The following is a 25,479-nucleotide window of genomic DNA, read 5'->3' on the forward strand; positions in this document are numbered from 1 at the left end:
CTGCGGACGAGCCCGCCGCGATCGTCTATAACAATCCGCTCAACCGCCGTTCTTGAAGGAATCGTCATGAGCCAAGTCTTCGATGTCGCCGTAGTGGTCGGCAGCCTGCGCAAGGAATCCCTCAACCGCAAGATCGCCAAGGCCTTCATCCAGCTGGCACCGGCCGGCCTGGCGCTGGAGATCGTGGAGATCGGCGACCTGCCGCTGTACAACGAGGAGCACGACAGCGGCACGCCGCCGGCCAGCTACGAGGGCTTCCGCGAACGCATCCGCCGCGCCGACGCGGTGCTGTTCGTCACCCCGGAATACAACCGCTCGGTGCCCGGCGCACTGAAGAACGCCATCGACGTGGGCTCGCGCCCCTACGGCAGGAGCGCCTGGGGCGGCAAGCCGTGCGCGGTGGTCAGCGCCTCGCCGGGCGCCATCGGCGGCTTCGGCGCCAACCACCACCTGCGCCAGTCGCTGGTGTTCCTCAACATGCCGGTGCTGCAGCAGCCGGAAGCCTACCTGGGCGGCGCCGGCAGCTTCTTCGACGAGGCCGGGCAGCTGTCCGAGAAGACCCGTCCCTTCCTGCAGAGCATCATCGACGCCTTCGCCCGCTGGATCGAACAGAACCAGCCGCGCTGAAACGACGCTGCGCCGGCCCTCGCGAGCCGGCGCAGCCCGCACTCCCGTGAAAGCGCCTCAGTCCTCCAGATAGCGCGCCAGGCGCTGGCGCAGGTAGCGGTTCTGCGCGCGCAGTTCCTCCACCTCGTCCAGCAGGCGCAGCGCCAGGGCGATGCCCGGCCAGTCCAGCTCGAACTCGCGGCGCAGGCGCACCGCGCGGCGCACCACGCCGACCGCCTGGTAATCGAACAGCCAATGCCCGCCGCGCTGCTCGCGGGGCTCCACGATGCCCACCTCGACGATCTCGACGAGCACCTCGCGGGGCAGGTTCACCGATTGGCAGAGTTCGTCGAAGTCCACCACCATCACTGTCGTCTTCATGCGCGCTTACCCCATTCGGCACGGGGATCGAAGGCTGCCCTGGCGGCCAGTTCCTCCCAGAGTTTGCGAGTCGCCTCGTCGGCGTTCTTCGGCATCACCACCTTGAGCACGGCGTAGAGATCGCCGGGCGCGGCGTCGCCCTTGTTCGGCAGGCCCTTGCCCTTGATCCGCAGGCGCTGGCCGGCCTGGCTCGACGCGGGGATGCCGAGGCTGATCCGCCCGCCGAGGGTCGGCACCTGCACCTTGGCGCCCAGCGCGGCTTCCCAGGGCGCCACCGGCACGGTGACGACCAGGTCGCGGCCGTCGACATCGAACACCGGGTGCGGCACCAGGCGGATCACCAGGTACAGGTCGCCCGCCGGCCCGCCGTTGATCCCCGCGGCGCCCTGCCCCTTGAGGCGGATGCGCTCGCCGTCGGTGGTGCCCACCGGGATCTTCACGTTCAGCGTCCTGCTCTGCGGCGGCAGCTTGCGGCCGTACTCGTCGTAGCTGGGCAGGCTGAAGCTGATCGGCCGGCTGTCGCCGGACAGCGCTTCCTCGAGGAACAGCGGCACGTCCATCTCCACGTCCTGGCCACGGTGCGCGCGCGGCTGGCGTTGCGCCCCGGCGCCGGCGCGGGCGCCGAAGATCTGCTCGAAGAAGTCGGAGAAATCCTGCTCGTGCCCCGGCGGCGGGCCGTCGAAGCCGCCGCGCGGCTGCCAGCCGGGCGGCGCCTGGAACTGCGGGCCCTGCTGGCCGTAGCGGCGCAATTCGTCGTACTCGGCGCGCTTCTCCGGGCTCTTGAGCACTTCGTAGGCTTCGGAGACTTCCTTGAAGTGCGCCTCGGCGTCCGGCTCCTTGCTGACGTCCGGGTGGTACTTGCGCGCGAGCTTGCGGTAGGCGGTCTTGATCGCCTTCTCGTCGGCCTCGGGGGCTATGCCCAGGGCCGCGTAGTAGTCCTTGAATTCCATCGGTAGCGGTCACTCCTCACATGCGTTGGACCTGTCGGCGCCTGAATACACGAAGGGATCGCGCGGACGGCCGGAGCCGCTGCGCGCACAGCGAGGCGAACAGGTGGAAAAAGCGGGGTCGTGCCTTACAGATGGAGCCGGCGCGCGCGCTTTTCAACACTGCCGAACAGCCTAGACGCTGATCCTGCGCCTGCGCCGCGAAGACGGTTTGACGCCGGTCATGGCATAGTCGACTTCCTCACTTCGCCGGGAATCGCACAGGCCATGAGCGCGCCCATCGACTCGTTCCGCCAGCCGCTGGACCCCGGCCAGGCGCTGCCGATCTACCGCCAGCTCTACGAACGCATCAAGGACGCCATCGTCCGCGGCGCGCTGCGCCCCGGCGAGCGCGTGCCGCCGGTGCGCGGGCTGGCCGGCGAGCTGGGCGTGGCACGGGGCACGGTGGAGCTGGCCTACCAGTTGCTCACCAGCGAGGGTTACCTGCAGGCGCGCGGGCCGGCGGGCACGGTGGTCTCGCCGCAGCTCGCCGGGCGCGCCTCGCCGGCCCCGACGCTGCGGACCGCCCCGGCCACGGTGGAGCGCAGCCTGCCCGGGGTGATCGCCCACGGCCAGGCCATCAAACCTTTGCAGCTCGGCCTGCCGGCGCTGGACGCCTTCCCCCGCGCGCTGTGGTCGCGCCTCTGCGCGCGCCGCCTGCGCCAGCAGAGCGCGGCGGCCCTGGCCTATCCGGAGCCCTGCGGCTACGCCCCGCTGCGCGAGGCGGTGGCCGGTTACCTGGGGGTTTCCCGGGGGATCGTCTGCGATCCGGCGCAGGTGTTCATCTGCGCGGGTTACCAGGGCGCGCTGGACCTGATCAGCCGCACCCTGCTCCAGCCGGGCCAGCGTTTCTGGCACGAGGACCCGGGCTACCCGCGCGGCCGCGAGCTGCTGCGCCGCGCCGGCGGCGTGCCGGTGCCCATCGCAGTGGACGGCGATGGCCTGCGGGTGGAAGACGGCATCGCCCGCGCAGCCGACGCCCGTTTCGCCCTGGTCACGCCGTCGCAGCAGAGCCCCACCGGTGTCGCCCTCAGCCTGCCGCGCCGGCTGGCGCTGCTGGACTGGGCGGCGAGCCGCGGCGCCTGGATCATCGAGGACGACTACGACAGCGAATACCGCTACGCCGGCTTCCCGTTGCCGGCGCTGAAGAGCCTCGACCACGGCGGCCGCGTGCTCTACGCCGGCACCTTCAGCAAGGTGCTCTACCCGGCGCTGCGCCTGGGCTATCTGGTCGTGCCGGCGGCGCTGGTGGAAGACTTCGTGCGCAGCCAGCAGGTGTTCGCCTCCGGCTGCGCCGAACTGCTGCAGGCGACGCTCTGCGACTTCATGCAGGAAGGCCACTTCGCCCGCCACCTCAAGCGCACCCGCGCGCTCTACGCGCAGCGCCGCCAGTGGTTGCGCGCGGCGCTGGAAGCGCGCGTGGGCGAGCGCCTGCGTTTCGCCGACACGCCCGGCGGCCTGAGCCTGATCGGCGCGGTGGACGGCGACGACCTGGCCATCGCCGCCCGCGCCCACGCCGACGGGCTGGGCCTGCAGGCGCTCAACGCCTGGTGCGTGGCGGCACGGCGCGAGCCGGCGCTGCTGATGAGCTTCACCAACGTCACCGACGAAGACCTCGCCGCGCGCCTGGCGGAACGGCTGGCGCGGTTGCTGGGCTGACCCCGGATCGGCTGCCGGTCAATACCTCCGATGGCAAAAGCCGTCTGACCGCCAACGTTGACCGAGGTCAATTTTCCTTCGGGCGGCGCCGTTAGATTTCCACAACATATTGTTGTTTTGAATTTCTCGAAGCACATCATGTTGTGGAATACAGCCCAATGACCCAGACACGGACCGCCTCGTCCTCCTTGCCCGCCAGCCTGCGCAAGCGCAACGGCGAGGCCGCCCCCTTCGACCCGAGCAAGATCGAACGCGCCATCGCCGCCGCCGGCGAGGCCAGCGGCGAGTTCGCCGCGCCCCACGCTCAGGAGCTGACCCGCCGCGTGCTGGCACGCCTGCCGGCGCAGGACGACCTGGACGTGGAACAGGTGCAGGACGTGGTCGAGCGCACCCTGATGGAAGCCGGCCACTATCCGACCACGCGGGCCTACATCGTCTACCGCGAACGCCACGGCCGCCTGCGCCGCGAGCGCAAGACGCTGGTGGACGTCGCCGCGTCGATGAACGAATACCTCTCGCGGGAAGACTGGCGGGTGCGCGCCAACGCCAACCAGGGCTACTCCCTGGGCGGGCTGATCCTCAACGTGTCCGGCAAGGTCACCGCCAACTACTGGCTGGACGAGGTCTACAGCGAAGGCATCGCCGTCGCCCACCGCGAGGCCGACCTGCACATCCACGACCTCGACATGCTCGCCGGCTACTGCGCCGGCTGGTCGCTGCGCACCCTGCTCAACGAGGGCCTGAACGGCGTGCCGGGGCGGGTCGAGGCCGGGCCGCCGAAGCACCTGAGCAGCGCCCTGGGGCAGATGGTCAACTTCCTCGGCACCCTGCAGAACGAGTGGGCCGGCGCCCAGGCGTTCAGCTCCTTCGACACTTACCTGGCGCCCTACGTGCGCAAGGACGGCCTGGGTTATCAACAGGTGCGCCAGGCGCTGCAGGAGTTCATCTACAACCTCAACGTGCCGTCGCGCTGGGGCACCCAGACGCCCTTCACCAACCTGACCTTCGACTGGGTCTGCCCGGAGGACCTGCGCGAGCAGATTCCCTACATCGGCGGCGTGGAAATGCCCTTCGCCTACGGCGAGCTGCAGGCCGAGATGGACCTGATCAACCGCGCCTACATCGAGGTGATGCAGGCCGGCGACGCCCACGGCCGGGTGTTCACCTTCCCCATCCCGACCTACAACATCACCCACGATTTCCCCTGGGACAGCGACAACGCCACGCGCCTCTTCGAGATGACCGCGCGCTACGGCCTGCCGTACTTCCAGAACTTCCTCAACTCGGACATGCAGCCCAACCAGGTGCGCTCCATGTGCTGCCGCCTGCAGCTGGACGTGCGCGAGCTGCTCAAGCGCGGCAACGGCCTGTTCGGCTCGGCGGAGCAGACCGGCTCGCTGGGCGTGGTGACGATCAACTGCGCGCGCCTGGGCTACCGCCACCGTGGCGACCTCGCCGGCCTCTACCGCCAGCTGGACTACCTGCTGGAGCTGGCCTTCGACAGCCTGGAGGTGAAGCGCAAGGTCATCCAGCAGCACATGGACGCCGGGCTCTACCCCTACACCAAGCGTTACCTGGGCACCCTGCGCAACCACTTCTCCACCATCGGCGTGAACGGCCTGCACGAGATGCTGCGCAACTTCACCGACGACCGCGAAGGCCTGCACAGCGAGGCCGGACGGCAGATGGCGCTGGCGCTGCTGGACCATGTGCGGGCGCGGCTGGTGGGCTTCCAGGAGGACAGCGGGCACCTCTACAACCTCGAAGCCACACCCGCCGAAGGCACCACCTACCGCTTCGCCCGCGAGGACCAGAAGCGCCACCCCGACATCCTCCAGGCCGGCACCCCGGAGGCGCCCTACTACACCAACTCCTCGCAGCTGCCGGTGGGCCTCACCGACGATCCGTTCGAGGCGCTGGAGCTGCAGGACGCCCTGCAATGCAAGTACACCGGCGGCACCGTGCTGCACCTGTACATGGCCGAGCGCATCTCCAGCGCCGAGGCCTGCAAGACCCTGGTGCGCACCGCCCTCGGGCGCTTCCGCCTGCCCTACCTGACCGTGACGCCGACCTTCTCCATCTGCCCGGTGCACGGCTACCTGGCCGGCGAACACGAGTTCTGCCCGAAGTGCGACGAAGACCTGCTGCAGCGCGCCGCCGCCAGCGCGACCAAGAGCTGCTGCGGCGCCTGCGGCGGCTGATCCACCTCTTCACCCAACGAAACAAGGAGCACTACCGATGACCGCGAACCAACTGCCCGAAAGCCAGCGCCAGCGCTGTGAAGTCTGGACCCGCGTGATGGGCTACCACCGCCCGGTGACGGCCTTCAACGCCGGCAAGCAATCCGAGCACCGCGAGCGCCGCCACTTCCGCGAGACGCGATGAGCGCCACGCTCAGGGTCGGGGGCCTGGTGCCCCTGACCACCCTCGACTACCCCGGGCTGCTGGCCTGCGTGCTGTTCTGCCAGGGCTGCGCCTGGCGCTGCCGCTATTGCCACAACCCCGACCTGATCCCGCCGCGCGGCGAGGTGGAAATCCTCTGGGCGGACGTCCTCGCCTTCCTCCGCCGCCGCCAGGGCCTGCTGCAGGCCGTGGTCTTCAGCGGCGGCGAGGCGACCCTGCAGGCGGCGCTGCCCGGCGCCATGGCCAGCGTGCGCGAGATGGGCTTCCGCGCCGGCCTGCACAGCGCCGGCATCCAGCCGCGGGCCTTCGCCCACGCGCTGCCGCATGCCGACTGGGTGGGGTTCGATGTGAAAAGCCTGGCCGAGGAGATGGACAGCATCACCGGCGTGAAACACAGCGGCCTGGCCAACTGGCGCAGCCTGGAGCTGCTGCTGGAAAGCGGCGTGGACCATGAGTGCCGGACCACGGTGCACTGGCAGCTGTTCGACCTGGACCGCCTCCGGCGCCTGGCCACGCGCCTGCGCGGGATGGGAGTGGAGAATTTCGTGGTGCAGTTGGCCCGCAGCGGGCGGCAGCTCGATCCACAACTGATCGCCGCACCGGCGCCGCAGGGGGCGCGGGAGTTGTGGCGGGAGCTGGAGGCGCTTTTCCCGCACTTCGAATTGCGCGACGCCTGACCAGCACCCCAGACGCTCTTGTAGGAGCGGATCTTATCCGCGATCAACACAGCCCAAGAGCATCGCGGGCAAGGTCCGCCCGCTCCGGCGCGGCAGCTTTTGTAGGAGCGAGCTTGCTCGCGAACACTCTCCGCTGCGGGGGTTGGTTCGCGAGCAAGCTCGCTCCTACGAAGAGCAAAAAAGCCCCGCCGAGGCGGGGCTTGATCAGCATTCGCAGGACAGATGGATCGTCCGCGCTGCCCATCGATGATGCCGGGAAGGCCATCGATGGGTATCGCTTCGCTCCACGCCATCCTACAAAAGCGGCAGCGCCATCAGGACGACAGGTACGCCGAGCGGGTCAGCCCCAGGCGCAGCGAGTCGAGGAACTGCGCGCGCTCGCGCGCGGTGAGCTTGGCGCCGGCCACCTTGTCGCGGTAGTGGGTCATCAGTTCCTCGGGCGACAGGTGCACGTAGCGCAGCATGTCCTCGATGGTGTCGTGGGTCTCGATGCCGGCGTGGTAGAAGCTGCCGTCGTCGTTCTGGTAGACGTTCACCGAGTCGGTGTCGCCGAACAGGTTGTGCATGTCGCCGAGGATTTCCTGGTACGCGCCGACCAGGAACACGCCGATCATGTAGTCCTCGCCTTCCTTCACGTCGTGCACCGGCAGGCTGGTCTCGATGCTCTGCTCGTCGACGTACTGGGTGATCTTGCCGTCGGAGTCGCAGGTCAGGTCCTGCAGCACGGCGCGGCGGTTCGGCTCCTCGCCCAGGCGGTGGATCGGCAGGATCGGCAGCACCTGGCCGATGGCCCAGGTGTCGGGCAGGCTCTGGAACACCGAGAAGTTGCAGATGTACTTGTCGGCGAGCTTGTCGTTGAGCTCGTCGAGCACCTGGCGGTGCGAGCGCTGGCGGGCCTTGAGCTGGTTGTGCAGGCGGCGGCAGATGGCGAAGTAGCACTGCTCGGCCAGGGCCTTCTGCGCCAGGTTGATCTTGCCCTCGGCGTACTGCGCGGCGGCGTCGCTCATGTAGTGGGTGGCGCGCCAGTAGGTCTCGGTGACCATCTCGGCGTCGGTCGGGCCGAGCAGGTCGGCCAGCCACTGGACGATCTCCGGCTGCTCGACGAGGCCGTCGATCTTCGGCAGCTCGTCGTTGTGCCGCTCGACGTCGGTGACCTGGGTGATCAGCACCGCGTGGTGCGCGGTCAGCGCGCGGCCGCTCTCGGAGAAGATGTTCGGGTGCGGCAGGCCCTGGGCGTCGCAGAACTCCTTGAGCATGCCGACCACCACGCCGGCGTAGTCGTCGACGTCGTAGTTGATCGAGCTGGCGTTGCGCGAGTGGGTGCCGTCGTAGTCCACGCCCAGGCCGCCGCCGACGTCCACGTGGTCCACCGGCAGGCCGAGGGCGCGCAGCTCGCCGTAGTAGCGGATGGCTTCCTTGAAGCCGTGCTGGTAGTCGGCCAGGTTGGCGATCTGCGAACCCATGTGGAAGTGCAGCAGGCGCACGCCCTGGTCGAGGCCGGCCTTGCGGAAGCGCTCGATCACCGACAGCAGCTGCGCGGCGGACAGGCCGAACTTGGCCTTCTCGCCGCCGGTGTCGGCCCACTTGGAGGACGCCAGGGAGGACAGGCGCACGCGCAGGCCGACCTGCGGCAGCACGCCGACGCTGGCGGCCTCCTCGATCACCAGCTGCACCTCGGATTCCTTCTCGATCACGATGAACACGTTGTGGCCGAGCTTCTGCCCCATCAGCGCCAGCTTGATGAACTCGCGGTCCTTGTAGCCGTTGCAGACGATGGTGCCGCCCTTGGGCGCCAGCGCCAGCACGGCCATCAGTTCCGGCTTGGAGCCGGCTTCCAGGCCGATGGAGACGTTCTGGGTGGCGATGATGCTTTCCACCACCGCTTCCTGCTGGTTGACCTTGATCGGGTACAGCGCGGTGTAGCGGCTCTGGTACTCCAGGCGCGCGATGTTCGCGTCGAAGGCGCCGGTCAGCTTGCGCACGCGGTCCTGCAGGATGTCCGGGAAACGCACCAGCAGCGGCAGCGACAGGCCGGCTTCGCGCAGTTGGCCGACCAGCCCGTGCAGATCGATCGGCTGGGCATCGGCGCCCTGCGGGCGTACTTCGACATTGCCGGCGTCGTTGATGGCGTAGTAGCCGGCGCCCCAGTGGCGAATGCCGTAGATGCTGCGGCTGTCTGCCACGGTCCAGTTGCTGCCGTCGTCTTTGCGGGTCCGTCTAGCGGCCATGCGGGGTGGTCTCCTCGGTTTCGCGAATGTGTGCAGGCACCCGCCCGGCGAGCGGGTGAGTCGTCAAAGCCTAGTCGGCCGGTGTGACGTTGCCGTGTTGACCGCCGGCTCCGGCGGTAAGTTTAGGAAAATCCGACGACGCGCGAGGGCGCGCCGGGGAATCTCCCATCTAGGGAAAGGGCTTGCCGGCCATGCGCGCGGCGCGCATCGCCTGGAACCCTTTCTCTACAGGGGAGAACCTGCCGGGGGAGCGTCGGCTCAGCCGCCGGATTTCTTCGCCTTGAGGCCGCGCCTGGTCAGCTCTTCGAGCAGCAGGTCGACATGGTCGCCCTGGATCTCGATGACACCGTCCTTCAGCGCGCCGCCCGTGCCGCAACGCTTCTTCAGCGCGGTGGCGAGGTCCTTGAGCGCCTCGGCCGCCAGCGGCACGCCGCTCACCGTGGTCACGGTCTTGCCGCCGCGGCCCTTGGTTTCGCGGCGCACGCGGGCGATACCGTCGCCGGCCGGGATCCCGGCCTGCTTGCAGGTGCATGCGGCAATGGGCTGATTGCAGTCCGGGCAGTGCCGGCCGGCATCAGTGGAATAGACGAGCCCGCCGAGGGCGGACAGGGAGGATGCTTTCTTGACCACCGGGCTAATTCCCCAGGATTGGCCTCAAAGACACTGTTCATGGTCGGCTGCGCGTCGGCGGGACTGCGTTGGAAAACGTCTCGGGATGCTCGTTTACTGCCGTAAACTCCGCTCCCTCGGCGCTTTCCGCCTTGCCCCGCTCTGGCTCGCCACCCCTGAACCGGTCTTGCCGGGCCAGGTCAACGAATGGCCGGCAGACGCCGACCGCGACGCCCCACTCAGGCAGGGGCTGCGCAATTCCCGGCGGAGGACCCGGCCGGAAAGGTCGCGCAATGTACCAGCATTGCCGGCAAATGCTAAGAGCGAAATTGCGTCATTGATCGGTGGTTTGGCGACATGGGCGGTGGGGAAACCTGTAGGAGCGAGCTTGCTCGCGAACCCAACCCCGCTGCGGGGCCATTCGCGAGCAAGCTCGCTCCTACGAAGAGCAGTCCGGAGCGAGGAAAAGCATCAGAAACTCACCAGATACTTGCGCAGCGCCGCCAGCGAATCCGGGCAATAGGGCGTGCCCGCGCGGGCCTCGGCCAGCACCTGGTGCGGGTCGATGAAGCGCGCCTCCAGCACCTCCTCCGGCTGCAGCCGCAGCGGCGCATCGGAGACGGCGGAGAACACCGCGCACCACAGGCGGTTGTCCGGCTGGTCGAAGAAGAAGGTGCCGTGTTCGCGCAACTCCACGCCGGCGATGCCCAGCTCCTCCTCCAGCTCGCGGGCGGCGGATTCGGCGTAGCTCTCCCCGGCCTGCACCATGCCGCCGGCGGCCGGGTCCCAGTAGCCGGGGTAGATCGCCTTGCTCAGGGTGCGGCGGTGCACGCACAGCTCGCCGGCGGTGTTGAACAGCAGGATGAAGGTGCCCCGGCCGATCAGCCCGCGCTCGCGCAGCTCCGCGCGCGGCAGGCTGCCCTTGAGTTCGTCGTCGCGGTTGACCCAGGCGACCTGTTCGGCGTCCGAAGCCGCCCGGTGGGCGGCTTCCTTGTCGCTGATCCCGTCCATCAGCCCTGGGCCAGCAGCTGACGCAGGTCGATGATCGCGGCGTTGGCGCGGGAGATGTAGTTGGCCATCACCAGCGAGTGGTTGGCCAGCACGCCGAAGCCGCTGCCGTTGAGCACCATCGGGCTCCACAGTGGATTCTGGGCGGCCTCCAGCTCGCGGATGATCTGCCGCACGCTGACGGTGGCGTTCTTCTTCGCCAGCACGTCGGCGAAGTCCACCTCGATGGCGCGCAGGATGTGCGACAGCGCCCAGGCCTGGCCACGGGCTTCGTAGAACACGTTGTCGATCTGCAGCCAGGGGGTTTCCTGCAGCTCTTCCTCGACCTGCGGCGCCTCGCCCGGCGCCACCGGCGCGGTGGGCTTGATGTTGGTGTTGAGCTTGACCCGGCCGACGCTGGCCGAGAGGCGCTGGGACAGCGAGCCCAGGCGGGTGGAGACGTCGCCCAGCCAGTTGTTCAGGCTGTCGGCGCGGGGGTAGAACTGCGCGCCCGCGGGGTCGGCGGACAGACGCGCCAGGTAGCGGTCGAGCGACTTGATGCCCTCGGCGTACTCCGACTCGGAGGACGGCAGCGCCCAGCTCTTGTTGTCGAAGTTGAAGCGCGGCTCGGCGCGGGCCAGGTCGGCGTCCTCGGTGGACTGCGACTGCGAGCGGGCGAAGTCCTTGCGCAGCGCGCGGGACAGGTCGCGCACCTGGACCAGGGTGCCGTACTCCCAGCTGGGCATGTTGTCCAGCCACAGGCCCGGCGGGAAGATGTCGTTGGAGAGATAGCCGCCCGGCTTGTTCAACAGGGTGGAGACCACTTCCTTGAGGGTTTCCACCGTGGTGTAGCCGACCACCATCTGCCGGCCGGAACGCTCGGCCGCGGCCTGGGCGTCCTGCTGCACGGGGAAGAGGTCAGGCTCCTGGCTCCAGTACCAGCCGATCACCCCGGCGACCAACAGGTAGACGCCCAGCAGACCGCCGAGCACGCGGCTCAGCCAGGGCCCGCCGAAGTAGGCGCGCACGTCGTCCACCGAGTCATCGACGCGATCGCGCACGGAGCCGCGTTTCTTCCAGTTCCACATGGCAAAGTCCTTAGATCACTAAAACGAAGAGGGTTGGACCCGATTCCGCCCCGGGGGTGCCACGGCGGAACGATCCTGCCGTGCAAGCATGCCGTACCCGGTGCGTTCAGCGCAGCCCACCCTGCGCATGGTGCGCGGTAACGGCGCGAATTACAAAGCGCAGGACGCTTGACCGAAGGCACTGTTATTGCGGCTCGAGACTGGTAGCATAGGGCCATCATCGTGTATCGCGGCGGACACGCTCCGCCCCGCACGCCCAGCGTACGGCCCGGATAAAGAAGCACGCCATGAACGAGCTCGACGATCCCCCTCTCGATCGCCTCAAGCATCACTTCGCCCAACGGGTGATCCACCAGGCCCGCCACCTGCTGGAGGTCTGGCAGCGCCTGTCGCGCTCGGAGTGGAGCAGCGCCGGGATGGAGGAACTGGGCGAGGCCTGCCTGCGCCTGCAGCGCTACGCCGAGCGTTTCGAGCAGGCCGAGCACGCCGACCTGGCCCGGGCCATCGGCCAGTGCCTGGGCGCCGTGCAGGACAACCGCGGACGCCTGTCCAGCGCCCTGATCACCGAACTCAACGGCCTGATGCAGCGCCTGTCGCGCACCGGCCTGCGCCACGGCGACCAGCTCGAACAGACCAGCCTGCCGCCGCTGCGCAAGCCGGTGTACCTGGCCCTGCAGGACCTGGAGCGCGCCGGACGCCTGGCCCAGCAGCTGGAATTCTTCGGCATGGCCGCGCAGCCCTGCGAACACGCCAACGCCTTCCGCTCGGCGATGGCCGAGCGGCATCCGGCGGCCATCGTGATGGAAATCGACTTCGCCGGCCCGGCCCAGGGCCTGACACTGGCCGACGAGGCCCAGGCCGGCCTCAGGCAGAAACTGCCGGTGCTGTTCTTCAGCCACGAGGAAACCGACACCCCGACCCGCCTGGCCGCCGCCCGCGCCGGCGGGCAGGACTTCTTCACCGGCGCCCTGGACGCCTCCGCGCTGCTGGAAAAGATCGAGACCCTGACCCGCGCGGCGTACTACGAGCCGTTCCGCGTGCTGATCGTCGACGACTCCCGGGCCCAGGCCGCGCACACCGAGATGGTCCTCAACAGCGCCGGCATCGTCACCCGCGCGCTGACCGCGCCGCTGTCGGTGATGGCCGAGCTGGCCGAATTCCAGCCGGACCTGATCATCCTCGACATGTACATGCCCGAATGCCTGGGCACCGAGCTGGCCAAGGTGATCCGCCAGCACGAACGCTACGTCAGCGTGCCGATCATCTACCTGTCGGCCGAGGACGACCTGGACAAGCAGCTCGACGCCATGAGCGAAGGAGGCGACGACTTCCTCACCAAGCCGATCAAGCCGCGCCACCTGATCGCCACCGTGCGCAACCGCGCGGCGCGGGCGCGCAGCCTGAAGGCGCGGATGGTGCGCGACAGCCTCACCGGCCTGTACAACCACACCCACACCCTGCAACTGCTCGACGACGCCCGCTTCCGCGCGCGCCGCGAGGGCCGGCCGCTGACCTTCGCGATGCTCGACATCGACCACTTCAAGAAGGTCAACGACACCTTCGGCCACCCCATGGGCGACCGGGTGATCAAGGGCCTGGCGCTGTTCCTCAAGCAGCGCCTGCGCAAGACCGACCACATCGGCCGCTACGGCGGCGAGGAGTTCGCCGTGGTCCTGCCCGACACCGACGCGGACGCGGCGCGCAAGGTGCTGGAGGACATCCGCCAGCGCTTCGCCGAGATCCGCTACCCGGCGCAACCCGGCGACCTGAGCTGCACCTTCAGCTGCGGCATTGCCGAGCTGGGCGAGGAGATGGACATCAAGACCCTCGCCAACCAGGCCGACGAGGCGCTGTACCGGGCCAAGCACGGCGGGCGCAACCGGGTGGAAGTGTTCGGCTGAGCACCCCGCGCGCTTGTGAGCCGTTTGCCTCCAAGGTGCCCAGGCGGTTCGCGGCCGATTGACGCAACCGACGAACGAGCGCCACGGCTTCGCGCCGCGGCCCCGACGGCCCGCTCATCTCTTGTCACAGCTCCCCCGGCGGCGGCACGGGCCGCGCCGGGCGCTTTCCGTTATCATGCCCGCCATTCCGTAGTCCGCGAGATGTCCATGCGCCGCCTGCTCACCCTGCTTCTGCTCCTGGTCGCCCTGCCCGCTGCCGCCGGCCTGTTCGACAAACCCGCCGACACCGGCGGCTTCAGCGTCGGGCAACCCGCCAAGGGCGATTTCCTGCCGGTGGCCGAGGCCTTCCGCGTCAGCGTCGAGGACAGCGACAGCCAGCAGGTGAAGCTGCGCTTCATCAATGCCGACGGCTACTACCTCTACCAGCACCGCTTCAGCTTCAAGGTCGAACCGGCCGACGGCGGCGTGAGCGTCGGCGAGGTGAAGCTGCCGCCGGGCAAGCAGCACCACGACGACTACTTCGGCGACAGCGTCGTCTACTACGCCATCACCGACATCGACGTGCCGCTGAACAACCCGCAGCACAAGCCCTTCACCCTGGTGGTGAGCTACCAGGGCTGCGCCGACAAGGGCCTGTGCTACGCGCCGGAAACCACCCGCCTGCGGATCGCCGACGGCCAGGCCGCCAGCGTGGTCAGCGCTGCCGCCGCCTCTGCCGGCGCCGCCAGGGCCACGTCCGGCGACAATCCGCTGGCCAGCCTGCTGGGCGACCATGAACCGGGCAAGATCAAGAAGCTCGGCCGCGCCCTGGTGATCTTCTTCCTCCTGGGCCTGGCGCTGACCTTCACCCCCTGCGTGCTGCCGATGCTGCCGATCCTTTCCGGCGTGGTCCTGCGCGGCCGCCCGGGCGGCATGCGCGGCCTGGCGCTGTCGCTGGCCTACGTGCTGCCGATGGCGGTCTGCTACGCGGTGCTCGGCACCCTGATGGGCCTGTTCGGCGCCAAGCTCAACCTGCAGGCGATGCTGCAGTCGCCCTGGGTGCTGATCCCCTTCGCGGCCTTCTTCGTGGTCTTCGCCATCGCCATGTTCGGCGTGTTCGAGATGCGCCTGCCGACCTTCGTCCGCGATCGCCTGGACAACATGGCCAACCAGACCCGCGGCGGCTCCATCGCCGGCGCCGCCACCCTCGGCGTGCTGTCCAGCCTGCTGGTCTCGCCCTGCGTCACCGCCCCGCTGGCCGGCCTGCTGCTCTATATCAGCAGCACCGGCGATGCAGCGGGCGGCGGCATGCTGCTGTTCTCCCTGGGCCTGGGCATGGGCACGCCGCTGGTGATCTTCGCCGTCGGCGGCGGCGCGCTGCTGCCCAGGAGCGGCGCCTGGATGAACGGCGTGCGCAACGTCTTCGGCGTGATGCTGCTGGCGGTGGCCATCTGGATGCTCGAACGCCTGGTCGCCGGCCCGGTGGCGCTGACCCTCTGGGGCACCCTGGCCGGCGGCGTCGCCCTCGCCATGGGCACCCTCGAACTGGGGCCGAAGAAGCCGCTGCAACGCGTCGGCCAGTTGCTCGGCCTGATGTTCCTGGTCTACGCGGTGGCCGCCTGGACCGGCGCCCTGCGCGGCGAATCCGACCCGATGCACCCGCTGGGCCGCAGCAGTCCGGGCCTGCATGCCGGTCCGCCGTCCACCACGCCCGGCGACTGGCAGAACATCACCTCGCCGGCCCAGCTCGACGCCGCCCTGGCCGACGCCCGGGCCGCCGGTCGCCCGGTGCTGCTGGACTGGTACGCCGACTGGTGCATCAGCTGCAAGATCATCGAGCGCCAGGTGCTGCCGACCCCGGAAGTCCAGGCGCAACTGCCCGGCTTCGTCCTGCTGCGCTTCGACATGACCGCCAGCACCGAGGAACAGCGCGCCCTGCTCGACCGCTACAACCTGTTCGGCCCGCCGGCGCTGCTGTTCTTCTCGGCAAAAGGCGACGAATGGAGCGATCTGCGCATCATCGGCGAGACCGACGCCGCCACCCTGGCCGACCGCCTCAAACAGGCCGGATCGCGCTCCTGACAAGCGTTTGACTGCAATGCTTCTGCCGTAATCGGCTGGCAACATGCCGACATCTACGGCAAAATCCGCATGACTGGACAGTCACGCCGGCTTTCCGGCATAGTCCCGCCCTATCTTTTTCCGCCCATAGAGAAGGACAAGAGCATCCAGATGGCGACCTTACTGGTACTGCACGGGCCCAACCTCAACCTGCTGGGCACCCGCGAGCCCGACAAGTACGGCTCCGTCACCCTCGAGCAGATCAACCAGGACCTGGAGCGCCGCGCCCGCGAGGCCGGCCACCACCTGATGCACCTGCAGAGCAACGCCGAGTATGAGCTGATCGACCGGATCCACGCCGCGCGAGGCGAAGGCGTGGACTTCATCCTCATCAATCCGGCCGCGTTCACGCATACAAGTGTCGCCCTACGTGACGCATTGCTCGCAGTGAGCATCCCATTCATCGAAGTGCACCTTTCCAACGTGCACAAACGCGAACCTTTCCGGCATCACTCCTACTTCTCCGACGTGGCGGTAGGGGTGATCTGCGGCCTGGGAGCCACAGGCTACCGCCTGGCCCTGGAATCCGCCCTTGAACAACTTGAACGCCCGTGACCTCACCTGGGAGTGCGAACACTGATGGACATCCGTAAAGTCAAGAAACTGATCGAGCTGCTCGAAGAATCCGGCATCGACGAGCTGGAAATCAAAGAGGGCGAAGAGTCCGTACGCATCAGCCGCAACAGCAAGAACGCTGCTGCGCCGATCTACGCCGCCGCCCCGGCCTACGCTCCGGCGCCTGTTGCAGCCGCTCCGGCCGCTGCCGCCGCCGCACCGGCCGCCGAAGCCGCCCCGGCCGCACCGAAGCTCAACGGCAACGCCGTGCGCTCGCCGATGGTCGGCACCTTCTACCGCGCCGCCTCGCCGACCTCCGCCAACTTCGTCGAAGTCGGCCAGAGCGTGAAGAAGGGCGACATCCTGTGCATCGTCGAAGCCATGAAGATGATGAACCACATCGAGGCTGAAACCAGCGGCGTGATCGAGCAGATCCTCGTGGAGAACGGCCAGCCGGTCGAATTCGACCAGCCCCTGTTCACCATCGTCTAAGCCGCGGGGAACCTGCGATGTTGGAAAAAGTACTGATCGCCAACCGCGGCGAAATCGCACTGCGCATCCTGCGCGCGTGCAAGGAGCTGGGCATCAAGACGGTGGCCGTGCACTCGACCGCCGACCGCGAGCTGATGCACCTGTCGCTGGCCGACGAAGCGGTCTGCATCGGTCCGGCCCCGGCTGCGCAGTCCTACCTGCACATCCCGGCGATCATCGCCGCGGCCGAGGTCACCGGCGCCGTGGGCATCCACCCCGGCTACGGCTTCCTCGCCGAGAACGCCGACTTCGCCGAGCAGGTCGAGCGTTCGGGCTTCACCTTCATCGGCCCGAGCGCCGACGTGATCCGCCTGATGGGTGACAAGGTGTCCGCCAAGGACGCCATGAAGAAGGCCGGCGTCCCGACCGTACCGGGCTCCGACGGCCCGCTGCCGGAGGACGAGGAAACCGCGCTGGCGATCGCCCGCGAGGTCGGCTACCCGGTGATCATCAAGGCCGCCGGCGGCGGCGGTGGTCGCGGCATGCGCGTGGTGCACAACGAGGAAGACCTGATCAAGTCCGCCAAGCTGACCCGCACCGAAGCGGGCGCGGCCTTCGGCAACTCGATGGTCTACCTGGAGAAGTTCCTGACCAACCCGCGTCACGTGGAAGTCCAGGTGCTCTCCGACGGCCAGGGCAACGCCATCCACCTGGGCGACCGCGACTGCTCCCTGCAGCGCCGTCACCAGAAGGTGCTGGAAGAAGCCCCGGCCCCGGGCATCGACGAACAGGCCCGCGCCGAAGTGCTGGCCCGCTGCGTCCAGGCCTGCGTCGAGATCGGCTACCGTGGCGCCGGCACCTTCGAGTTCCTCTACGAGAACGGCCGCTTCTACTTCATCGAGATGAACACCCGCGTGCAGGTGGAGCATCCGGTGTCGGAGATGGTCACCGGCATCGACATCGTCAAGGAGATGCTCAGCATCGCCTCGGGCAACAAGCTGTCGATCCGCCAGGAAGACGTGGTCATCCGTGGCCATGCACTGGAATGCCGGATCAACGCCGAGGACCCGAAGACCTTCATGCCCAGCCCCGGCAAGGTGAAGCACTTCCACGCACCGGGCGGCAACGGCGTGCGTGTGGATTCGCACCTGTACAGCGGCTACGCCGTACCGCCGAACTACGACTCGCTGGTGGGCAAGATCATCGCCTACGGCAAGGACCGCGACGAAGCCCTGGCGCGCATGCGCAATGCCCTGGACGAGCTGATCGTCGACGGCATCAAGACCAATACCGAGCTGCACAAGGATCTGGTCCGCGACAAGGAGTTCTGCAAGGGTGGCGTGAACATCCACTACCTGGAGAAGAAGCTGGGCATGGACAAGCACTAATTCAGCCGCAAGCTGCAAGCGACAAGCAGCAAGCGGTATGATGTGCGACACCCCAAAGGGAGCGGCTGGTCCGCTCCCTTGCTTTTTCTCGTAGCTTGAAGCTTGAGGCTTGAAGCTGTTTCCGAAGGAAAACCTATGCCCTGGCTTCAAGTCCGACTCGCCATCACCCCGGAACAGGCGGAAACCTATGAAGACGCGCTGCTGGAAGTCGGCGCCGTCTCGGTGACCTTCATGGACGCCGAAGACCAGCCGATCTTCGAGCCGGACCTGGGCACCACCCCGCTGTGGAGCCACACCCACCTGCTCGCCCTGTTCGAGGCCGACACCGACGAGACCGCGCTGCTCGCCCACCTCGCCCTGCTGACCGGCGGCGAGCTGCCGCAGCACCAGGTCGAGCGCATCGAGGACCAGGACTGGGAACGCAGCTGGATGGACAACTTCAAGCCGATGCGCTTCGGCCGCCGCCTGTGGATCGTGCCCAGCTGGCACGAAGCGCCGGAGCCGGACGCGGTGAACCTGCTGCTCGACCCGGGCCTGGCCTTCGGCACCGGCACCCACCCGACCACCGCGCTGTGCCTGCAGTGGCTGGATGGCCAGGAACTGGCCGGCCAGTACGTGCTGGATTTCGGCTGCGGCTCGGGCATCCTCGCCATCGCCGCGCTGCTGCTGGGCGCCGAGCGCGCCGCCGGCACCGACATCGACCCGCAGGCGCTGGAAGCCTCGCGCGACAATGCCTCGCGCAACGGCATCGACCCGGCGAAATTCCCCGTCTACCTGCCCGCTGATCTGCCGAAGGAGCCTGCCGACGTGCTGGTGGCGAACATTCTGGCCGGTCCGCTGGTCTCATTGGCAGAACAGCTCACTGGGCTGGTGAAATCCGGCGGCCGCCTGGCCCTCTCCGGCATCCTCGCCGAGCAGGCCGAGGAAGTGCGCGCCGCCTATGCCAGCGCCTTCGACCTCGACCCGACCGCCGAGCAGGAAGGCTGGATCCGCATCACCGGCCGCCGCCGCTGACTGCCCGCCGTACGGGGCTTGAGTTAGACTAACCGCCAGATTTTCCGCCGGACCGCCGCATGAGCGACAGCTTCATCACACAGTGCCCCCATTGCCAGACCCGCTTCCGCGTCAACTCGGCGCAACTGGGTGCGGCCAGTGGCGCTGTGCGCTGCGGAACCTGCCTGAAGGTGTTCAACGCGCCGCAGAACATGCTGGGCGAACCGACGCCGGCGCCGACCCTGACGACCGTGGTCCCGCCGTCCGCCAGCCCGCCGAAGCCCGCGCCGGCCCCCACGCCCGCGGCAGAACCGGCGGCACCGGCCCCAGCCCCCGCCGTGGCGAAGCCCGCCTCGGCACCGGCCGTTGCCCCGCCCCCGAAAAAACCGGAGCCGTCGCCGCTCCCCGGCACCGCCACCCTCGGCTGGCCGCTGGCGCCCCACGCGGCGCGTCACTCCAGCGATGTCGCGGCAAAGCCCGTCGACGCCGAACCCAAAGCCGAAGCCCGGCCGGAACCCCGCCCCGCGCCAGCGCCCGCCGTGGCGGCAGCTCCGGCGGCAGCGGCTGCCCCGGCTCCGGCGGCGGCTCCCGCTCCGACTCCTGCGCCAGCTCCGGCCACCGGCGAACCGGCCAGTGTCGAAAGCGCTCAGGCAAAGGCAAAGCAAGAAGAGACGCTGTGGATCCACGACGACCTGGATCTGGACAGCCTCAATCTCGACGAAGAACTGGCCAAGCTCGACGAGTTCGAGCTGTCCCAGGAATTCCTTAGCATCGATCGCGCCCCCGGCCCCAGCGAGGCACTGCAGGTCCACCAGGCGGACAAGCGCGACCCGCACGACGAGCGCTGGGCCGAGGCCTTGCTGCAGGAGGAACAGGACAACGGCGGTCGCACCGCCCGCCAGGAGCCCAACCTGAGCAAACTGCCGGCCGACGAACCGGAAGAGCCGGCACCCGCCGCCCGCCTCCAGCCCGACGAAGAGCCCGAGGCGGAGGAGCAGGAGCCAGCGCCGGTCGTCGCCTCCCCACGCATCAGCGCCGCTGATGACGACGACGAACTGCCGGCCTTCAGCGCCCGCCGCGACGATGACGATGACGAACCCGAGCCCGTCGAAGAGCAGCCGGCCGTCGCCGACAAACGCGCCGACAACCGCCGCGCCGAACCCGCGCTGCGCCACGACGACCTGCACGACCTGAGCGACGAACCGCTGCAACTGGACTGGCAGAAGCCCAAGCGCCGCTGGGGCCGCCGCCTGTTCTGGCTGCTGCTGGTCCTGGTCGCGCTGCTCGGCCTGGCCGGGCAGTACATCGTCTATCACTTCGAGGAACTGGCGCGCCAGGACCAGTACCGCCCCTGGTTCGCCCAGGCCTGCCCGGAACTGGGCTGCACCCTGCCCTCCAAGGTGGACGTGGAGCAGATCCGCAGCAGCAACCTGGTGGTGCGCAGCCACCCGGACTTCAGCGGCGCGCTGGTGGTCGACGCGATCATCTACAACCGGGCGAACTTCTCGCAGCCCTTCCCGCTGCTGGAGATGCGCTTCGCCGACCTCAACGGCCAGCTGATCGCCAGCCGCCGCTTCAAGCCCAGCGAATACCTCTCGGGCGAGCTGGCCGGGCAGAGCGAGATGCCGCCGCAGACGCCGATCCACATTTCCCTGGACATCCTCGACCCGGGTCCGAAGGCCGTGAACTACAGCCTGAGCTTCCACTCGCCGGAGTGATCCGGCGGGTAGTCCAGAAGGCCGTCCGGCGCCAGTTCCGCTCGTCTTCCTACCTTGGGCGATAAGCCGCCGACTGTTCAGAATTTATCCAGATTCGCCTTTATCCGGTCATCGAGAGCGGGTATCATGCCCTCCCTTTTTTGCTAGCACCGGTGGCAGGTCCCCGACACGTACCCGCGAGCTCCACAGCGCGGCGTTTCGGTGTTTCCGCCCCATTAACCATGGAACTCAGGTCGGTGGTACGCATCGGCTCCTACACACTGCCCAACAGACTGATCCTGGCCCCGATGGCCGGCGTTACCGATCGTCCGTTCCGCCAGCTGTGCCGTCGTCTCGGCGCCGGCATGGTGGTCTCGGAAATGGTCACCAGCGACGTCCGCCTGTGGAACAGCCGCAAGTCGCGCCTGCGCCTGCAGCACGACAACGAAGATCAGCCCCGTTCGGTGCAGATTGCCGGTGGCGACCCGCAGATGCTCGCGCAGGCCGCCCGCTGCAACGTGGAGCTCGGCGCGCAGATCATCGACATCAACATGGGCTGTCCGGCGAAGAAGGTATGCAACAAGGCCGCGGGTTCCGCGCTGATGAAGGATGAACGGCTGGTGGCCGACATCCTCGAGGCGGTGGTCGCGGCGGTGGAGGTGCCCGTCACCCTGAAGATTCGCACCGGTTGGGACCGGGAGAACAGGAACGGCGTGACGGTGGCGCGGATCGCCGAGCAGTCGGGCATCCAGGCGCTGGCGGTGCACGGCAGGACCCGCGCCGACCTCTACACTGGCGAAGCGGAGTACGAAACCATCGCGGCGATCAAGCAGGCGGTTTCCATTCCGGTCTTCGCCAACGGTGATATCGATTCGCCGCGCAAGGCACGGCAGGTGCTCGAGCAGACCGGGGTGGACGCCCTGCTGATCGGCCGCGCCGCCCAGGGCAGGCCCTGGATCTTCCGCGAGATCGATCATTACCTGGGCACCGGCGAGACACTGCCGGCGCCGACCCTGCACGAAGTGGAAGGCATCCTGCTCGAACACCTCGCTGCATTGCATGCGTTTTATGGGGAAGACATGGGTGTGCGAATTGCCCGCAAGCACGTGGGCTGGTACCTCGCCACGCTGCCGGGTGCGGCGGAGTTCCGCACCCAGTTCAATCGTTTGCAGGACACGGATGCACAGTGCGCCAGCGTCAGGCAGTTCTTCGCCGAGCGCCACAATAACGGAGAAGGGGTGGCCGCATGACAACGATGACCGAGACATTAGTGAGTGGAATGACACCCGTGAGCGACAACGCCAACCTTAAACAGCACCTGACCACTCCGACGCAGGAGGGCCAGACCCTCCGCGACAGCGTGGAAAAGGCACTGCATAACTATTTCGCCCATCTCGAAGGGCAGCCGGTCACGGACGTGTACAACATGGTGCTTTGCGAAGTCGAGGCGCCGCTGCTGGAAACCGTCATGAACCACGTGAAGGGGAACCAGACCAAAGCCTCCGAACTGCTGGGCCTGAACCGCGGGACCCTGCGCAAGAAACTCAAGCAGTACGACCTTCTCTGACCACGGTGGCAGGCGGCGGGCCGCGATCGTTCGGTCGCGCAGGCGCCGACTGACACCGGAAGCCCGTAGCCTTTGTGGAAACCGTTATGACCGACCAAACCACCCGCCTGCCCATCCGCCGCGCACTAATCAGCGTTTCCGACAAGACCGGCGTCGTCGACTTCGCCCGTGAGCTGGCAGCCCTCGGCGTGGAGATCCTCTCCACCGGCGGCACCTACAAGCTGCTCAAGGACAACGGCATCGCCGCCGTGGAAGTGGCCGACTACACCGGCTTCCCGGAAATGATGGACGGCCGCGTGAAGACCCTGCACCCGAAAGTGCACGGCGGCATCCTCGGCCGCCGCGACATCGACGGCGCGGTGATGGCCGAGCACGGCATCAAGCCGATCGACCTGGTGGCGGTCAACCTGTACCCGTTCGAAGCGACCGTGGCCAAGGCCGACTGCGACCTGCCGACCGCCATCGAGAACATCGACATCGGCGGCCCGACCATGGTCCGCAGCGCTGCGAAGAACCACAAGGACGTCGCCATCGTGGTCAACGCCGGCGACTACGCCAGCGTCGTCGAGGCCCTCAAAGCCGGCGGCCTGACCTACGCCCAGCGCTTCGACCTGGCCCTCAAGGCGTTCGAGCACACCTCCGCCTACGACGGCATGATCGCCAACTACCTGGGCACCATCGACCAGGCGCGCGACACCCTCTCCACCGCCGACCGCAGCGCCTTCCCGCGCACCTTCAACAGCCAGTTCATCAAGGCGCAGGAAATGCGCTACGGCGAGAACCCGCACCAGAGCGCGGCCTTCTACGTCGAGGCGAAGAAGGGCGAAGCCAGCGTTTCCACCGCCATCCAGCTGCAGGGCAAGGAACTCTCGTTCAACAACGTGGCCGACACCGACGCCGCGCTGGAGTGCGTGAAGAGCTTCGTCAAGCCGGCCTGCGTCATCGTCAAGCACGCCAACCCGTGCGGCGTGGCCGTGGTTCCGGAGAACGAAGGCGGCATCCGCAAGGCCTACGACCTGGCCTACGCCACCGACACCGAATCGGCCTTCGGCGGCATCATCGCCTTCAACCGCGAGCTGGACGGCGAGACCGCCCAGGCCATCGTCGAGCGCCAGTTCGTCGAAGTCATCATCGCCCCGAAAGTCTCCGAGGCCGCCCGTGCCGTGGTCGCCGCCAAGGCCAACGTGCGCCTGCTGGAATGCGGCGAGTGGCCGGCCGAGCGCACCCCGGGCTGGGACTTCAAGCGCGTCAACGGCGGCCTGCTGGTACAGAGCCGCGACATCGGCATGATCACCGCCGATGACCTGAAGATCGTCACCCAGCGCGCGCCGAGCGAGCAGGAAATCCACGACCTGATCTTCGCCTGGAAAGTGGCCAAGTTCGTCAAATCCAACGCCATCGTCTACGCCAAGCACCGCCAGACCGTCGGTGTCGGCGCCGGCCAGATGAGCCGCGTGAACTCCGCCCGCATCGCCGCCATCAAGGCCGAGCACGCGGGTCTGATCGTTGCGGGTGCGGTCATGGCGTCCGACGCCTTCTTCCCGTTCCGCGACGGCATCGACAACGCCGCCAAGGCCGGCATCACCGCGGTGATCCAGCCGGGCGGCTCGATGCGCGACAACGAAGTGATCGCCGCCGCCGACGAAGCCGGCATCGCGATGGTCTTCACCGGCATGCGTCATTTCAGACACTGAAGCGAGCTGCAAGCTACAAGCTAAAAGCCGCAAGCCAGAGCCCCGCTCCCGCTTGCGGCTTACTGCTTAAGGCTTGCCGCTCTCTCCGCAGGAGAGATTTATGAACATACTCATCATCGGCAGCGGCGGTCGCGAGCACGCGCTGGCCTGGAAGGTCGCGCAGGATTCGCGCGTGCAGAAGGTCTTCGTCGCCCCGGGCAACGCCGGCACCGCCACCGAAGCCAAGTGCGAGAACGTCGACATCGACGTGCTGGCCCTGGAACAGTTGGCCGACTTCGCCGCGAAGAACGTGCAGTTGACCATCGTCGGCCCCGAGGCCCCGCTGGTGAAAGGCGTGGTCGACCTGTTCCGCTCGCGCGGCCTGGACATCTTCGGCCCCACCGCCGGCGCCGCGCAGCTCGAAGGCTCCAAGGCCTTCACCAAGGATTTCCTCGCCCGCCACCAGATCCCCACCGCCGACTACCAGAACTTCACCGAAGTCGAGCCGGCGCTGGCCTACCTGCGCGAGAAGGGCGCGCCCATCGTGATCAAGGCCGACGGCCTGGCCGCGGGCAAGGGCGTGATCGTCGCCATGACCCTGGCCGAAGCCGAGGACGCCGTGCGCGACATGCTCGCCGGCAACGCCTTCGGTGACGCCGGTTCGCGCGTGGTGATCGAGGAGTTCCTCGACGGCGAGGAAGCCAGCTTCATCGTCATGGTCGACGGCCAGAACGTGCTGCCGATGGCCACCAGCCAGGACCACAAGCGCGTCGGCGATGCCGATACCGGCCCGAACACCGGCGGCATGGGCGCCTACTCCCCGGCGCCGGTCGTGACAGCCGACGTGCACAAGCGTGTGATGGATGAAGTGATCTACCCGACCGTGCGCGGCATGGCCGAGGAAGGCAACGTCTACACCGGCTTCCTCTACGCCGGCCTGATGATCGACAAGAGCGGCGCGCCGAAGGTCATCGAGTTCAACTGCCGCTTCGGCGACCCGGAAACCCAGCCGATCATGGTGCGCCTGGAAAGCTCCCTGGTGCTGCTGGTCGAGGCCGCCCTGGCCAAGGCGCTGGACAAGGTCGAAGCCACCTGGGACCCGCGTCCCACCGTGGGCGTGGTACTGGCCGCCGGCGGCTACCCGGGCGACTACGCCAAGGGTGACGTCATCGAAGGCCTGGACGAAGCCGCCAGGCTCGACGGCAAGGTGTTCCACGCCGGCACCGCGCTGAAGGACGGCCAGGTCGTCACCAGCGGCGGCCGCGTGCTGTGCGCCACGGCCATCGGCCCGAGCGTCTCGTCGGCCCAGGAGCAGGCCTACCGCCTGGCGGAAAAGATCCGCTGGAACGGCTGTTTCTACCGCAAGGACATCGGCTACCGCGCCATCGCCCGCGAGCGCGGCGAGGGCTGATGCCCCGGCACCGGAGGCGTTCGAGCGGAGCGCCTCCGGCCACGGGTCCCCGCGCGCCCGTGTGGATTACGGCCCCCTGCGCACTTGGCTATAATCCGC

At 68.1% G+C, this 25,479-nt stretch carries 22 protein-coding genes; 16 read left to right on the forward strand and 6 right to left on the reverse strand.

Going from position 1 to position 25,479, the window contains the following annotated elements; all coding sequences use genetic code 11:
- Positions 1-66 precede the first annotated feature (66 nt).
- Positions 67-627: an NADPH-dependent FMN reductase gene (locus tag AC3B6A_RS24010; protein WP_488399596.1), complete on the forward strand. Its 561-nt coding sequence runs from the start codon at positions 67-69 to the stop codon at positions 625-627.
- 57 nt (positions 628-684) lie between these two features.
- On the opposite strand, the gene AC3B6A_RS24015 is transcribed toward AC3B6A_RS24010, so the two are convergent.
- Together AC3B6A_RS24015 and cbpA are read right to left on the reverse strand one after the other, a co-directional pair.
- Positions 685-987 (reverse strand): chaperone modulator CbpM, encoded by a 303-nt coding sequence (locus tag AC3B6A_RS24015; RefSeq protein ID WP_488399597.1) that lies wholly within the window; start codon positions 985-987, stop codon positions 685-687.
- Positions 984-1,937 (reverse strand): curved DNA-binding protein, encoded by a 954-nt coding sequence (gene cbpA, locus AC3B6A_RS24020; RefSeq protein WP_488399598.1) that lies wholly within the window; start codon positions 1,935-1,937, stop codon positions 984-986. Before cbpA ends, AC3B6A_RS24015 begins: the two co-directional genes overlap by 4 nt.
- Positions 1,938-2,201: 264 nt before the next feature.
- Between cbpA and pdxR the strand changes: the two genes are divergently transcribed.
- The 4 genes from pdxR (at position 2,202) to AC3B6A_RS24040 (ending at position 6,712) form a co-directional block, all read left to right on the forward strand.
- A complete protein-coding gene (pdxR, locus tag AC3B6A_RS24025; protein ID WP_488399599.1) occupies positions 2,202-3,632 on the forward strand; it encodes a MocR-like pyridoxine biosynthesis transcription factor PdxR in 1,431 nt (476 codons plus the stop codon).
- A gap of 158 nt (positions 3,633-3,790) precedes the next feature.
- On the forward strand, positions 3,791-5,833 hold the full coding sequence (locus AC3B6A_RS24030; protein WP_488399600.1) for a ribonucleoside triphosphate reductase: 2,043 nt from the start codon (positions 3,791-3,793) through the stop codon (positions 5,831-5,833).
- Between the two features lie 37 nt (positions 5,834-5,870).
- Entirely contained in the window at positions 5,871-6,017 is a 147-nt protein-coding gene (gene nrdD / locus AC3B6A_RS24035; RefSeq protein WP_015479043.1) for an anaerobic ribonucleoside-triphosphate reductase, read from the forward strand.
- Entirely contained in the window at positions 6,014-6,712 is a 699-nt protein-coding gene (locus AC3B6A_RS24040; protein ID WP_488399601.1) for an anaerobic ribonucleoside-triphosphate reductase activating protein, read from the forward strand. The genes nrdD and AC3B6A_RS24040 overlap by 4 nt, the downstream gene beginning before the upstream one ends.
- A 314-nt stretch (positions 6,713-7,026) precedes the next feature.
- Here the strand turns inward: AC3B6A_RS24040 and speA are convergent, their stop codons facing one another.
- The 4 genes from speA to AC3B6A_RS24060 form a co-directional block, all read right to left on the reverse strand.
- Positions 7,027-8,940, reverse strand: a complete 1,914-nt coding sequence (gene speA, locus AC3B6A_RS24045; protein WP_488399602.1) for an arginine decarboxylase — start codon at positions 8,938-8,940, stop codon at positions 7,027-7,029.
- Positions 8,941-9,198: 258 nt separating this feature from the next.
- On the reverse strand, positions 9,199-9,570 hold the full coding sequence (locus tag AC3B6A_RS24050) for a translation initiation factor Sui1 (RefSeq protein ID WP_488399603.1): 372 nt from the start codon (positions 9,568-9,570) through the stop codon (positions 9,199-9,201).
- A 450-nt stretch (positions 9,571-10,020) separates the two neighbouring features.
- Positions 10,021-10,560 carry an NUDIX hydrolase gene (locus AC3B6A_RS24055; RefSeq protein WP_488399604.1) on the reverse strand — a complete coding sequence of 180 codons (540 nt, stop codon included), beginning with the start codon at positions 10,558-10,560 and terminating at the stop codon, positions 10,021-10,023.
- Positions 10,560-11,624, reverse strand: coding sequence for a DUF2333 family protein (locus tag AC3B6A_RS24060; RefSeq protein ID WP_488399605.1), 1,065 nt, complete (start codon positions 11,622-11,624; stop codon positions 10,560-10,562). The genes AC3B6A_RS24055 and AC3B6A_RS24060 overlap by 1 nt, the downstream gene beginning before the upstream one ends.
- A gap of 287 nt (positions 11,625-11,911) precedes the next feature.
- On the opposite strand from AC3B6A_RS24060, the gene AC3B6A_RS24065 reads away from it, so the two are divergent.
- The 11 genes from AC3B6A_RS24065 to purD all read left to right on the forward strand — a co-directional run bounded on the left by AC3B6A_RS24065 (position 11,912) and on the right by purD (position 25,380).
- Entirely contained in the window at positions 11,912-13,525 is a 1,614-nt protein-coding gene (locus tag AC3B6A_RS24065) for a diguanylate cyclase (protein ID WP_488399606.1), read from the forward strand.
- Positions 13,526-13,732: 207 nt separating this feature from the next.
- The gene (locus AC3B6A_RS24070; RefSeq protein WP_488399607.1) at positions 13,733-15,586 is read left to right on the forward strand and encodes a protein-disulfide reductase DsbD; all 1,854 of its coding nucleotides are present in this window, start codon (positions 13,733-13,735) and stop codon (positions 15,584-15,586) included.
- A 150-nt stretch (positions 15,587-15,736) separates the two neighbouring features.
- Complete coding sequence (gene aroQ, locus AC3B6A_RS24075; RefSeq protein WP_152226480.1) at positions 15,737-16,180, forward strand: type II 3-dehydroquinate dehydratase; 444 nt, start codon at positions 15,737-15,739, stop codon at positions 16,178-16,180.
- 24 nt (positions 16,181-16,204) lie between these two features.
- Positions 16,205-16,672, forward strand: a complete 468-nt coding sequence (accB, locus tag AC3B6A_RS24080) for an acetyl-CoA carboxylase biotin carboxyl carrier protein (protein ID WP_488399608.1) — start codon at positions 16,205-16,207, stop codon at positions 16,670-16,672.
- A 17-nt stretch (positions 16,673-16,689) separates the two neighbouring features.
- Positions 16,690-18,039, forward strand: coding sequence for an acetyl-CoA carboxylase biotin carboxylase subunit (accC, locus tag AC3B6A_RS24085; protein ID WP_488399609.1), 1,350 nt, complete (start codon positions 16,690-16,692; stop codon positions 18,037-18,039).
- A gap of 135 nt (positions 18,040-18,174) precedes the next feature.
- Positions 18,175-19,053, forward strand: coding sequence for a 50S ribosomal protein L11 methyltransferase (gene prmA, locus AC3B6A_RS24090; RefSeq protein WP_488399610.1), 879 nt, complete (start codon positions 18,175-18,177; stop codon positions 19,051-19,053).
- Positions 19,054-19,112: 59 nt separating this feature from the next.
- Positions 19,113-20,750, forward strand: coding sequence for a DUF3426 domain-containing protein (locus AC3B6A_RS24095; protein WP_488399611.1), 1,638 nt, complete (start codon positions 19,113-19,115; stop codon positions 20,748-20,750).
- Between the two features lie 221 nt (positions 20,751-20,971).
- Positions 20,972-21,979 carry a tRNA dihydrouridine synthase DusB gene (gene dusB / locus AC3B6A_RS24100; protein WP_488399612.1) on the forward strand — a complete coding sequence of 336 codons (1,008 nt, stop codon included), beginning with the start codon at positions 20,972-20,974 and terminating at the stop codon, positions 21,977-21,979.
- Entirely contained in the window at positions 21,976-22,296 is a 321-nt protein-coding gene (gene fis, locus AC3B6A_RS24105; protein ID WP_024766365.1) for a DNA-binding transcriptional regulator Fis, read from the forward strand. Before dusB ends, fis begins: the two co-directional genes overlap by 4 nt.
- 86 nt (positions 22,297-22,382) lie before the next feature.
- Positions 22,383-23,990, forward strand: coding sequence for a bifunctional phosphoribosylaminoimidazolecarboxamide formyltransferase/IMP cyclohydrolase (gene purH / locus AC3B6A_RS24110; protein WP_488399613.1), 1,608 nt, complete (start codon positions 22,383-22,385; stop codon positions 23,988-23,990).
- A gap of 100 nt (positions 23,991-24,090) precedes the next feature.
- Positions 24,091-25,380, forward strand: coding sequence for a phosphoribosylamine--glycine ligase (gene purD, locus AC3B6A_RS24115; RefSeq protein ID WP_488399614.1), 1,290 nt, complete (start codon positions 24,091-24,093; stop codon positions 25,378-25,380).
- Positions 25,381-25,479: the final 99 nt, after the last annotated feature.

Source organism: Pseudomonas sp. B12(2026) (assembly GCF_057767015.1).